Below are 11911 nucleotides of genomic sequence, written 5' to 3' on the forward strand. Positions count from 1 at the left end.
ACATGGCCGACCCGAAGGGTTTTCTGACCGTCCGGCGGGAGCTCCCGAAGCGCCGCCCGGTCGACGTGCGGATCCGGAGCTGGTCCGAGGTCTACGAGGACTTCGGCCACGACCGGCTGGAGAAGCAGGCGAGCCGCTGCATGGACTGCGGCATCCCGTTCTGCCACCAGGGCTGCCCGCTCGGCAACCTCATCCCCGAGTGGAACGACCTCGTCCACCGCTCGGACTGGCGTGAGGCGATCGAGCGGCTGCACGCGACCAACAACTTCCCCGAGTTCACCGGGCGGCTGTGCCCCGCCCCGTGCGAGAGCGCCTGCGTCCTCGGCATCAACCAGGACCCGGTGACGATCAAGCGGGTCGAGGTCGAGATCATCGACCGGGCGTTCGCCGAGGGCTGGGTGCGTCCGCAGCCGCCGACCACCAGGACGGGAAAGAGCGTCGCGGTCGTCGGTTCCGGGCCCGCGGGCCTCGCCGCCGCGCAGCAGCTCACCCGCGCCGGACACGACGTCACCGTGTACGAGCGCGCCGACCGCGTCGGCGGCCTGCTGCGCTACGGCATCCCCGAGTTCAAGATGGAGAAGCGGCACCTCGACCGGCGTCTCGACCAGATGCGCGCCGAGGGCACCGTGTTCGTCACGTCGGTGGACGTCGGCGTCGACATCACGGCCGACGAGCTGCGCGCGCGCCACGACGCCGTCGTCCTCGCGGGCGGCGCGACCGTGTGGCGCGACCTGCCCGCCCCCGGACGCGAGCTGAACGGCGTGCACCAGGCGATGGAGTACCTGCCGCCGTCCAACCGCGTGCAGGAGGGCGACTTCGAGGAGTCGCCGATCTCCGCGCAGGGCAAGCACGTCGTGGTCATCGGCGGCGGCGACACCGGCGCCGACTGCCTCGGCACCGCGATCCGGCAGGGCGCCGCGTCCGTCACCCAGCTGGAGATCATGCCGCGCCCGCCGGAGACCCGTCCGGACGCGCAGCCGTGGCCGACGTACCCGATGCTGTTCAAGGTCGAGAGCGCCCACGAGGAACTCGCCGACCTGGGCGGCGACCGCGTGTACGCCGTGTCCACCACCGAGTTCGTCGGCGACGACGAGGGGAATCTCCGCGCGCTGCGGCTCGTGGAGGTCGGCGGCCCGCAGACCCGGTTCCAGCCGGTCGAGGGCACCGAGCGGGAGATCCCCGCCGAGCTGGTCACGCTCGCGATGGGCTTCCTCGGCCCGCAGCGCGAGGGCCTGCTCGACCAGCTCGGCGTCGAGTTGGACGAGCGCGGCAACGTCGCCCGCGACCGCGACTACCGGACGTCCGTGGACGGCGTGTTCGCCGCGGGCGACATGGGCCGCGGCCAGTCCCTCATCGTGTGGGCCATCGCCGAGGGCCGCGCCACCGCGCACGCCGTCGACGCCCACCTCACCGGTGAGACGTCGCTGCCGTATCCCATCCCGCCGACCGCCCGTCCCATCGCCTGACCGCACCGCCTGACCCTGACGGCCCGGGGCCCGAAAGCGTTCGCTTCTCGGGACCCGGGTCGTCGCGCGCGCCCTGGAACGACTGCGCGACCTGACCGGTCAGCCGGTCATGGGCGCGCCGAGTTCCCGGAGGACGTCCACCAGGAGTTCCACGTCGGCCTTGGTCGTCCTCCAGTTCAGCGGCGCGGGCCGGAAGACCGTCATGCCCCGGTACGTGCTCGTCCCCGCGAAGACGCGGCCGTCCGCGAGGAGCGCCTCACCGAGCCGCGCGTTCAGCTCGTTCAGGCGCTCCTCCGGGACGCCGTCCGGACGGTACCGGAAGCACACGACGCACAGCCGCACCGGCGCGAGCAGCTCCAGGTCGGGCGCCTTCTCGACGAGGTCGCCCAGGTGCAGGGAGACGTCCAGGTGCCGTTCCACCATCGCGCGGTAGCCGTCGCGCCCGTACGCGCGCAGCGTCGCCCAGATCGGCAGGGCCCGCGCCCGCCGCGACGACTCCGGGCCCAGCGTGTTGTAGTTGATCCGCTCGTCGTCCTCGTCCGGCAGGTACGCCGCGCCCCACGCGCCGAACGTCCGCGTCATCAGCTCCGGGTCGCGGACGAACGAGAATCCGCTCTCGTACGGCACGTTCAGCCACTTGTGCCCGTCCGCCGTCACCGAATCGGCACGTTCCAATCCGGCCGCGAGATGAGCGGTCCGGGGCGACAGGGCGGCGAAGACGCCGAACGCGCCGTCCACGTGCAGCCACGCGCCGTGCCGTTCCGCCAGGTCGGCCAGCTCGGGAATCGGGTCGGAGTCGCCCGTGTTGACGTCCCCGAGGTTCGCCACGATCACGGCGCGGCCGTCGACGCGCGCCAGCTCCGCGTCCATCGCCGCGAGGTCGAGCCGTCCGGCGTCGTCCTTCGCGAACGTCCGGACCGTGTCGCGTCCGCAGCCCAGGATCTGCAACGCCTTCCGGGTGCTCACATGCACCAGGCCGCTGCTGAACACCGGCATCGGCGGGAGACCCGCCAGGCCACGGGACGTCACGTCCACGCCGTACTGGTCGGCCCACCAGTAGCGGGCGCACGCCAGGCCCGTCACGTGCGCCAGTGTCGCACTCGGCGTCAGCACGCCGCCGAACGACGCGGGCAGCCCGAACAGCTCCTTCAGCCAGCCCAGGACGACGGTCTCCGCCTTCGTCGCGAGCGGTGACAGCACCCACAGGCCCGCGCCCTGGTCCAGGAGCGAGGTCGTCCAGTCGCCCGCCATCGCCGCCGGGGTCGCCCCGCCCACCACGAAATGGAAGCAGCGCGGGCCGGACGAGTGCGTCGCCGCCTGAGTCCCCAGCCTGACCAGGTGTTCCACGGCCGCGACCGCTCCGTCGCCCCGTTCTGGCAGCGGCCCGCCCAACTCGTCCAGCAGGGTGTCCTGTGACCGATCGTGCACGGGGCGCTCCGCGAGCCCGTCCAGATACGGTCCCGCCGCCCCCGCCACCACGGCGAGCGGCTCACCTGCCACGTCACGTTCGTCAAGCGGATCACTCATGACGCACAGCAGACCACGAACGCACCCCTCACCGGAACAGCCCACGTCCCCCGAGCGACCGCCGGACCGCCCGCACCGGGCGCCCACTTGTAGTCTCCCGGCCCGTCGGCTACCGTCCCGCCCAGGTTCACCACGCGGCGTCCGGACGGCCCGAGACCCGGCGCGCCGCCGCGAACCGCCCGCTCCCGCAACCCCCCGCGCGCGGGACCTCAGGGGCCCGGCCACCCACCGCTGGGGTGGCCGGGCCCACCCGTGCCCGCTCGTGTCGCATCCGCTTCGTGTGGTGTCCGTTTCCTACAAGACGGCCGGATCCGGCCGCCCCTAGCGTTGGCGGCATGAAGGTTCTCACCCGCATCGGCCTCGACCGCGCGGCCGCGTTCATGCGCGTCAACGGCCGTCTCATCGACCGGCACCGGTTCGCCCTCCATTTCGGCGGCGGGCCCGCCGGACCCGTCCTCGCCGCCCTGCGCGCCTACGAGAACCCCGACGGCGGCTACGGCCACGCCCTCGAACCCGACCTGCGCGGCGAGGGCAGCCAACCCGTCCCCGCGCAGCACGCCCTTGACGTCCTTCACCAGTGCGGCGCCGACGACGACCCCGCCGCGACCCGCATCGGCGACTACCTGTCGTCGATCACCAAGCATGGTGGGGGAGCCCCGTTCGTGTTGCCCAGCGTCCGTGACACACCGCACGCACCGTGGTGGCAGACGCAGGACGACCCGCCCGGCGCCATCAACCCCACGGGAAGCCTCGCCGGGATGCTGCACCGCGCCGGGTCGCGCCACCCCTGGCTCGGCCCCGCCACCGACTTCTGCTGGCGCCACCTGGAGGACGGCGCCGACGAACCGGGCGCGTACGACGCGCTGTCCATCCTCACGTTCCTCGACCACGTCCCCGACCGGGACCGCGCCGAGGCCGCCTTCATCCGCGTCCGGGACGCCCTCGCCGCGGCCCTCGATCCCGACGCGGAGGGCGCGCACCACACCCCGCTCGACTTCGCCCCCACCCCGGACGGGTACGGACGCCGACTCTTCACCGCCGACACCATCGACGCCCATCTCGACGCCCTCGTCGACGCGCAGGACGACGACGGCGGGTGGAATGTCGCCTTCCCGATCTGGACGCCGATCACCCGACCCGAGTGGCGCGGCCACATCACCGTCGAACGGCTCAGGACCCTGCGCGCCTACGGCCGTCTCAAGCCCTGAACCACATCAGGTTCGGGTCACAGCAGGTTGCGGACGGGCTCGCCCGCCAGGTCCCGCACCTCGTGCGCGAGGTGCGCCTGGTCGGCGTAGCCCGCCGCGAACGCCGCCCCGGCCAGCGGCTCGCCCGCCCGCGCCAGGCTCAGCGCCCGCTGGAACCGCAACACCCGCTGCAACGTCTTCGGCCCGTAGCCGAACGCCGCCAGTGAACGCCGTCGCAGGTGCCGTTCGCTGATGCCGAGATCGTCGGCGACGTCCCGCACCGAACGCTCCACGACGCCCGCCAGCACCGCCCCGACCAGCGGATCCACGGGCCGTATCCGCGCTTGGACCGCCGCGACCAGCGCCGCGCGTGGGTCGGGCGCCGTCGCCACAGTCGCGGCCAGCCGGTCGGCGTCGCCGCCCCACAGCTCGCGCAACGGGAGCCGCCCGTCGCGGATCGCGTCCGCCGGGACGCCCAGCACCGGCGGCGCCGTGCCCGGCCCGAACCGCACCGCCGCCACCGCGTCGCCCGGCCGCATGACCGCCGGGATCGGCCCGGTGTCCGGCCCCGCCACCAGGAGCCCGTCCGCCGACCAGATGAGATCGACGCACCCGTCGGGCACGACGCGCTGCGTGAACGGCTCGGCGTCCGGCGGCAGCGCCGCCGTCCACGAGCACGCCAGCCCCGGCGCCGGATACTCCCGATACGCGGTCGGATTCACCCTTCCTGCATACCATCCGCGCGCACGGGCAGGGGCAGAGGAAATCCATCCAAACCAGGAGCTTTCACCATGTCGAACCATGATCTCCAGGGCCGGACCATCGCGTTCCTCTGCGCGCCCGAGGGCACCGAGCAGGTCGAACTCGTCGAGCCCTGGACGGCCGTCCAGCAGGCCGGGGGCACGCCCCGGCTGATCTCCACCTCCTCCGGTGAGATCCAGGCGTTCAACCATCTCGACAAGGGCGACACCTTCCCCGTCGACGCCACGGTCGCCGCGTCCGATCCGGGGGAGTTCGACGGGCTCGTCCTGCCCGGCGGTGTCGCCAACCCCGACTTCCTGCGCATGGACCCGAAGGCCGTCGCCTTCGCCAAGGCGTTCTTCGACGCCGGCAAGCCCGTGGCGGTCATCTGCCACGGCCCGTGGACGCTCGTCGAGGCGGACGTCGTCCGGGGCCGCACCATCACCTCGTGGCCGAGTCTCCGGACCGACCTGCGCAACGCCGGGGCGACGTGGGTCGACGAGGAGGTCGAGATCTGCGAGGACGGCCCGAACGTCCTCGTGAGCAGCCGCAAGCCCGATGATCTCAAGGCGTTCGGCCAGGCCGCGGTGGAGGTGTTCCAGCGCTGACCCCTGTGGTCTAGACCTCTGACCTAGACCACTGGGTGAACCGCGGGAGACCATATCCTGCATGAACATACCTACCGGCGGGTAACTAAGTACGGTTATGGCGTGACCCGTCGAGCGAAGATTGTCAGCACCATCGGCCCCGCCTGCTCCAGCACCGAGCAGATCACCGCCCTCGTCGAGGCCGGGATCGACGTCGCCCGGCTCAACATGAGCCATGGCGACTACCCCGACCACGAGGCGGTGTTCCACCGGATCCGGGCCGCCGCCGACGCCACCGGGCGCGGCGTCGGCATCCTCGCGGACCTACAGGGCCCCAAGATCCGCATCGGGCGCTTCCCCGACGGCCCCGTCCGGCTCACGGTCGGCGACGAGTTCACCGTCACCACCGACGACGTCCCCGGCTCCCGCCGTGAGGTGTCCACCACCTACAAGGGCCTGCCCGGCGACGTCAGCCCGGGCGACAGCGTCCTGATCGACGACGGCCGCGTCGCCCTCAAGGTCACCGGCGTCGACGGCAACCACGTCCGCACCACCGTCACCGTCGGCGGCATGATCTCCGACAACAAGGGACTGAACCTGCCCGGCGTCCCGGTCAGCGTTCCCGCGCTCACCGACAAGGACGAGCGCGACCTGCGCTGGGCGCTGCGCCTCGGCGTCGACCTCGTCGCGCTGTCCTTCGTCCGCACTCCCGCCGACGCCGACATCTGCTACCAGATCATGGAGGAGGAGGGCGTCCGGGTCCCGCTGATCGGCAAGATCGAGAAGCCGCAGGCCGTGGAGCGCCTCCCCGAGATCGTCGCCGCCTTCGACGGCATCATGGTCGCCCGCGGCGACCTCGGCGTCGAGCTGCCGCTCGAACAGGTCCCGATCGTCCAGAAGCGCGCCATCGAGCTGTGCCGCGAGAAGGCCCGGCCGGTCATCGTCGCCACCCAGATGCTCGAATCCATGATCTCCGCGCCGCGTCCCACCCGCGCCGAGACCTCCGACGTCGCCAACGCCGTCTTCGAGGGCGCCGACGCCGTCATGCTCTCCGGCGAGACCAGCGTCGGGCAGTACCCGATCGAGTCGGTGCTGACGATGAGCCGCATCGTGCAGACCGCCGAGGAGGCCGCCCTCCAGGCCACCCACACCCTGCACCGGATGCCCGAGACGGTCGGCGGCGCCATCGCCCGCGCGGCCGCCGAGGTCGGCGCGATCGTGCACGCCGAGGCGCTGGCCGCGTTCACGATGTCCGGCGAGACGGCCCGCCGCCTGTCGCGCTACCGGTCCCCGATCCCGCTGCTGGCGTTCACGTCGGTGCCCGCCGTCCGGGGGCGCCTCGCGCACGTCTGGGGTGTCGAGACCTTCGTCGTCCCGCACGCCGACCACACCGACGCCATGTTCGCGCAGGTCGAGCAGGCCCTCTTGGAGCTGGGCCGCTGTCAGAAGGGCGACAAGGTGGTCGTCGTCGCCGGTTCGCCCCCCGGCACCCATGGATCGACGAACGCGCTGCGCGTCCACATCATCGGCGACGCCATCACCGTCCAGCACTGACCCGCCACTGGCTCCTCACCGGTCACCGCGCGCCTCGACCCGCGCGGTGCCCGGCCCGGCGGCACCGTCGCCGATCACCGCCTGATCTCATTTCCACGACGCTCCGGAAACGCGACGCCTGCCCCGTCACACCCCGCTACCGCGACGTCCAGGGCGCGCGGGACGCCGGACATGGCAAAGCCGCCGTCCTGGTCGGGCGGCGGCTCCGTCGGTGTGCCCCGAGTGGGATTCGAACCCACACTTGATGTGGTTTGAGCACATTTCCTCTGCCGTTGGGATATCGGGGCCTATGTCCGGAAAAACCGGACATGAAGGTTGGTGATAACCGGGCAGTGCCCTGACGGGGGCTCCTCAGGTCAGGGTAGCGGGTTTCGGTAGGGTCAGGGGTGTGGAGAGCGCTCGGCGAGTTGTGATCGCGGAAGACGAGGCCCTGATCCGGCTGGACCTGAAGGAGATGCTTCAGGAGGACGGATACGAGGTCGTCGGGGAGGCCGGTGACGGCGAGGCCGCCGTGCGGCTGGCCGTGGAGCACCGGCCAGACCTGGTGATCCTGGACGTCAAGATGCCTGTCCTCGACGGCATCTCCGCCGCGGAGCGCATCTCGGCGGAGCGGATCGCCCCGGTGGTGATCCTGACCGCGTTCTCGCAACGCGAACTCGTCCAGCGGGCGACGGAGGCGGGGGCGATGGCCTACCTCGTCAAGCCGTTCTCCAAGACCGACCTCGCGCCCGCCATCGAGATGGCGGTGAGCCGGTACACCGAGCTGCGCGCGCTGGAGGCGGAGGTCTCGGGTCTGAAGGAGCAGCTGGAGACGCGCAAGGTCGTCGACCGCGCGAAGGGCCTCCTGCAACAGGCCCACGGGTGGTCGGAGCCCGACGCCTTCCGCTGGATCCAGAAGACGTCCATGGACCGGCGCCTCACGATGCGGGCCGTCGCGGAGGCGGTCGTCGAGGGCGCGACGGGCGGTCCGCGCGAGGGCGGCTCGGGCGACAACGGGCCGCAGGGCGGCGAGTCCGCCACGGGTTGACTCCTTATCGCTGTCAGTGCGGGCGTTGTCAAGGGCCAATGGCGAAGTTCCGGACCGGGCCCGAATGGTCGCTGTGCGTAATCATCCCTGTTAATGCAGGGTGTCCGATGAGCACGGGGCTGTAACGAACGAGTAACCCTTCTATCCGGGGGTCCTGTTCTGGGGCGGGTCCACGGTGTACGACATATCTGGTCCCCGAGTGACCGATTTCTCCAACCGAGCATCGGCGCCCGGGGCTGACTCGTACCCGTTCCTCTCCCGGATCCGGATGGAAAGGTTGGGCACCTTGCGGCGCAACAAGATGAGGATCGCCGGCGCGGTGGTGGTGAGCGCGACGCTCGCGCTCAGCGCCGTGGCCTGCGGTGGCGATGACGATAAGGGTGGCAGTGGCGGCGGCGACGAGGTCACGATCGGGTTCATGGGTGACCTGACCGGTGAGAACTCGGGTCTGGTGATTCCGCCCAAGCAGGGCGCGCAGCTGGCGATCGACCAGTACAACGCCACCAACCCCAAGGTCAAGATCAAGCTCAAGACGTATGACAGCCAGGGCAAGGCGGAGCAGGCCACGACCCAGGCGCAGGGCGCGGTCAAGGAGGACAAGATCGTGGGCCTGATCGGGCCCGCCTTCTCCGGTGAGTCCGAGAGCGTCGACCCGATCCTTGAAGAGGCGAAGATCCCGAGCGTGTCGCCGTCGGCGACGAGCATCGAGCTTGCCGAGAAGGGCCGGAAGTTCTGGCACCGGGTGGTCGCCGACGACGCCGTGCAGAGCGCGGGCGCCGCGAACTTCCTGGTGAACTCGGGGGCGAAGAAGCTGTACCTGGTCTCCGACAACCAGGCCTACGGCAAGGGCCTCACCGACGCCATCGCGAAGGCCGCGGGCGCCAAGAGCGTGGAGACCAAGTCGGACGCCGTGGACGACAAGGCGACGGACTACTCCTCCACCGTCAACAAGATCAACCAGTACAAGCCCGACGCGGTCTACTTCGGTGGCTACTACGCGGTCGCCGGACGGCTGTTCAAGCAGCTCCGCGAGGGCGGCTACAAGGGCAAGATGATGTCGGGCGACGGTTCGGTCGCCGCCGGGTTGATCGAGGGCGCGGGCGAGGCGAACGCGAAGGGCGCGCTGCTGAGCTGTGGCTGCCTCATCGACGCCTCCGGCAAGACGAACGCCAAGGCCAAGAAGTTCGCCGACGACTACAAGGCGAAGTACAACTCCGAGGTCGCGATCTACTCGACCGAGGGCTTCGACGCGGCGACCGCGTTCATCGAGGCGATCAAGGCCGGCAAGACCAAGCCCGAGGAGATCAACGAGTTCCTCAAGACCGAGGACTTCCAGGGCGTCGGAAAGCAGATCAAGTTCGACGCCAAGGGCGAGCTGGCCGCGCAGGACATCTTCATCTACGAGGTGCAGGGCAACAAGATCGTGCTCCTCGGCAACAGCGGTGAGGCGAAGGCCACTTCCTAGGCGTCACCACGCCTGGCCTGAGCACTTTCATGCGGGGCCGGTCGGCGCGGGCGATGGGTCCGCGCGACCGGTCCGATGAAAGGTTCACCGATCGCCCCCCGTTCCGGGGGCCCCTGATGGCGCGGGAGCGGGAGCGCTACAGCGCTCCCGCTCCTTTCGACGAAGGCGACCGAAGGTGCTCGACGACTTCATCAATCAATTCTGGCCGTCGACCATCGACGGGCTGGCGCTGGGCGCGATCTACGCGCTGCTGGCGCTCGGCTACACGATGGTCTACGGCGTGCTCCGGCTCATCAACTTCGCGCATGCCGACGTCTTCATGGTCGGTACTTTCGCCGCGCTGTGGACGGCGCGCACCATGGGCGTCTCCGACGTGGGCGGTTTCGCCCTGATCGGCGTCGTGGTGCTGATGGCCGTCGTGGCGGGCGCGGTCGCGGGCGGCGGCGCGATGCTGCTGGAAGTGACGGCCTACCGGCCGCTGCGCAAGAGAGGGGCGTCGCGGCTGGCGGCGCTGATCTCCGCGATCGGCGCGTCGATCTTCATCCAGCAGCTGATGGGCACGGTGGGGGTCCGCTGGATCTTCGGCACGTCGAAGGAGGGCGGCAAGCTCGACGTCAACGAGCACTTCAAACACCTCACGAACGTGGTGGACACCGGCGGGATCGTGATCCGCAACGACCAACTGATCATCTTCGTCGGCGCGGTGCTGATGATGGTCGCGCTGGACCAGTTCGTGAACCGGACGAAGCTCGGCCGCGGCATCCGTTCCACGGCGCAGGACCCGGAGACCGCGGTCCTGATGGGCGTCAACATCGACCGGGTCGTCTCGGTGACGTTCCTGGTCGGCGGGATCATGGCCGGGGTCGCCGCGGCGCTGTACTTCCTGCGGTTCGAGACCACGAACTACTTCGTCGGGTTCCTGCTCGGCATCAAGGCGTTCACCGCGGCGGTGCTCGGCGGTATCGGCAACATCCGCGGAGCGCTCGCCGGCGGCTTCACTTTGGGGTTGCTGGAGATGTACGGGTCGAGTCTGTTCGGATCGGAGTGGCGCGACGTCGTCGCGTTCACCCTGCTGATCCTGGTCCTGATGTTCCGTCCCACCGGCATCCTCGGTGAGTCCCTCCAGCAGGCGCGCGCATGAACCTCTCCAAGAACGGAAACGGAACCGGCGGACTGGCCCAGGTCCGCGGCATGCTCTCATTCGATCCGCTCCGCGACGCCTGGGCCGACGCGCCGGGCCTGGTGCGCTGGCTCGTCTACGGCCTGCTGATCATCGGTGGCCTGCTGCTGCCGAGCGAGTCGATCGGCGGGTTCATGGCGCCGAGCGGTGTCGACTGGCCCGGGATGCTCAGCACCCAGATCGCGATCTACGTGCTCCTGGCGATCGGCCTGAACGTCGTGGTCGGCATGGCCGGCCTGCTCGACCTCGGATACGTGGCGTTCTACGCCGTCGGCGCGTACACGATGGCGATCTTCGCGACGAAGTACCACTGGACGTTCTGGGAGTCGCTCGGTCTGGCGATCGGCTTCTCGGCCTTGGCGGGCGTGATCCTGGGCGCCCCGACGCTGCGGCTGCGCGGCGACTATCTGGCGATCGTCACGCTCGGCTTCGGTGAGATCGTCAAACGGACGGCCAACAACCTCGACTACGTCAACGGCCCACGTGGCGTGCAGGGCATCCCGCACCCGCCGTCGCTGTCGGAGTGGGAGATCTTCGGCGTGCAGCCCCTGAAGTACGGGCTGCTGGACTCCCGGCCGTACTACTACCTGCTGCTCCTGTTCATCATCGTCGCGATCATCTTCGTGAAGCGACTGGAGCGGTCGCGCGTCGGCCGCGCGTGGGCGTCGATCCGCGAGGACGAGGACGCCGCCGAGCTGATGGGCGTCCCGACGTTCAAGTTCAAGCTGGCCGCGTTCGCGATCGGCGCCGCGATCGGCGGCAGCGGCGGCGTGGTGTTCGCGTCGCAGCAGACGTCGATCACCCCGCTGAACTTCGAGTTCCTGGTGTCGGCGCTGATCCTGGCCGGTGTGGTGCTCGGCGGTTCCGGCAACCTGCCCGGCGCGATGCTGGGCGCGGCGGTGCTGGCGTGGCTGCCCGAGCGCTTCCGGTTCCTGCACGACTACCGGATGCTGATCTTCGGTGCCGCGCTGGTGGCCATGATGATCTTCCGTCCGGAGGGGCTGTGGCCGTCCCGGCAACGGAAGGCCGAACTGGCCGAGGGCACCGGCGGCATGGGCAGCATGGGGGCCGAGGTGGCCGGACCGGTCGGGTCCGACTTCGGTCCGACCGACACGCTGGAGGAGGGCAAGTGAGCGAGACGAAGAGCGCCACGCCCGTCCTCGAGCTGCGCGACATC

At 70.4% G+C, this 11911-nt stretch carries 10 protein-coding genes and 1 tRNA gene; 8 read left to right on the forward strand and 3 right to left on the reverse strand.

What is annotated here, in order from left to right; translation table 11 throughout:
* Positions 1-2: 2 nt before the first annotated feature.
* Complete coding sequence (locus tag ABD808_RS13065; protein ID WP_344895113.1) at positions 3-1466, forward strand: glutamate synthase subunit beta; 1464 nt, start codon at positions 3-5, stop codon at positions 1464-1466.
* A gap of 99 nt (positions 1467-1565) precedes the next feature.
* Here the strand turns inward: ABD808_RS13065 and ABD808_RS13070 are convergent, their stop codons facing one another.
* Positions 1566-2993, reverse strand: coding sequence for a pyridoxal phosphate-dependent decarboxylase family protein (locus ABD808_RS13070; RefSeq protein WP_344895116.1), 1428 nt, complete (start codon positions 2991-2993; stop codon positions 1566-1568).
* Positions 2994-3328: 335 nt separating this feature from the next.
* Here ABD808_RS13070 and ABD808_RS13075 point away from each other — a divergent pair, with 335 nt between their 5' ends.
* Positions 3329-4201, forward strand: a complete 873-nt coding sequence (locus ABD808_RS13075; RefSeq protein ID WP_344895119.1) for a hypothetical protein — start codon at positions 3329-3331, stop codon at positions 4199-4201.
* Between the two features lie 17 nt (positions 4202-4218).
* On the opposite strand, the gene ABD808_RS13080 is transcribed toward ABD808_RS13075, so the two are convergent.
* Positions 4219-4902 carry a helix-turn-helix domain-containing protein gene (locus ABD808_RS13080; RefSeq protein ID WP_344895122.1) on the reverse strand — a complete coding sequence of 228 codons (684 nt, stop codon included), beginning with the start codon at positions 4900-4902 and terminating at the stop codon, positions 4219-4221.
* Between the two features lie 69 nt (positions 4903-4971).
* Between ABD808_RS13080 and ABD808_RS13085 the strand changes: the two genes are divergently transcribed.
* Positions 4972-5529: a type 1 glutamine amidotransferase domain-containing protein gene (locus ABD808_RS13085; protein ID WP_344895125.1), complete on the forward strand. Its 558-nt coding sequence runs from the start codon at positions 4972-4974 to the stop codon at positions 5527-5529.
* A gap of 102 nt (positions 5530-5631) precedes the next feature.
* Positions 5632-7062, forward strand: coding sequence for a pyruvate kinase (gene pyk, locus ABD808_RS13090; RefSeq protein ID WP_344895128.1), 1431 nt, complete (start codon positions 5632-5634; stop codon positions 7060-7062).
* Positions 7063-7276: 214 nt separating this feature from the next.
* On the opposite strand, the gene ABD808_RS13095 is transcribed toward pyk, so the two are convergent.
* A tRNA-Leu gene (locus ABD808_RS13095) sits at positions 7277-7349 on the reverse strand.
* Positions 7350-7450: 101 nt separating this feature from the next.
* On the opposite strand from ABD808_RS13095, the gene ABD808_RS13100 reads away from it, so the two are divergent.
* The 4 genes from ABD808_RS13100 (at position 7451) to ABD808_RS13115 (ending at position 11867) form a co-directional block, all read left to right on the forward strand.
* Positions 7451-8089 (forward strand): ANTAR domain-containing response regulator, encoded by a 639-nt coding sequence (locus ABD808_RS13100; protein ID WP_344895131.1) that lies wholly within the window; start codon positions 7451-7453, stop codon positions 8087-8089.
* A 301-nt stretch (positions 8090-8390) separates the two neighbouring features.
* Positions 8391-9554, forward strand: a complete 1164-nt coding sequence (locus ABD808_RS13105) for a branched-chain amino acid ABC transporter substrate-binding protein (protein ID WP_344895134.1) — start codon at positions 8391-8393, stop codon at positions 9552-9554.
* Positions 9555-9729: 175 nt separating this feature from the next.
* Positions 9730-10695, forward strand: coding sequence for a branched-chain amino acid ABC transporter permease (locus ABD808_RS13110; RefSeq protein WP_344895136.1), 966 nt, complete (start codon positions 9730-9732; stop codon positions 10693-10695).
* The gene (locus ABD808_RS13115; RefSeq protein ID WP_344895138.1) at positions 10692-11867 is read left to right on the forward strand and encodes a branched-chain amino acid ABC transporter permease; all 1176 of its coding nucleotides are present in this window, start codon (positions 10692-10694) and stop codon (positions 11865-11867) included. The genes ABD808_RS13110 and ABD808_RS13115 overlap by 4 nt, the downstream gene beginning before the upstream one ends.
* Positions 11868-11911 lie beyond the last annotated feature (44 nt).

This window comes from Actinomadura meridiana (assembly GCF_039537545.1).
GTDB classification, from domain to species: Bacteria; Actinomycetota; Actinomycetes; order Streptosporangiales; family Streptosporangiaceae; genus Spirillospora; species Spirillospora meridiana.

What these genes read in the sequence shown, in the direction of transcription:
- ABD808_RS13065 (WP_344895113.1), top strand. Translation starts at nt 3, where the DNA reads ATGGCCGACCCGAAGGGTTTTCTGACCGTCCGGCGGGAGCTCCCGAAG.
- ABD808_RS13070 (WP_344895116.1), bottom strand. Translation starts at nt 2,993, where the DNA reads ATGAGTGATCCGCTTGACGAACGTGACGTGGCAGGTGAGCCGCTCGCC.
- ABD808_RS13075 (WP_344895119.1), top strand. Translation starts at nt 3,329, where the DNA reads ATGAAGGTTCTCACCCGCATCGGCCTCGACCGCGCGGCCGCGTTCATG.
- ABD808_RS13085 (WP_344895125.1), top strand. Translation starts at nt 4,972, where the DNA reads ATGTCGAACCATGATCTCCAGGGCCGGACCATCGCGTTCCTCTGCGCG.
- ABD808_RS13105 (WP_344895134.1), top strand. Translation starts at nt 8,391, where the DNA reads ATGAGGATCGCCGGCGCGGTGGTGGTGAGCGCGACGCTCGCGCTCAGC.
- ABD808_RS13115 (WP_344895138.1), top strand. Translation starts at nt 10,692, where the DNA reads ATGAACCTCTCCAAGAACGGAAACGGAACCGGCGGACTGGCCCAGGTC.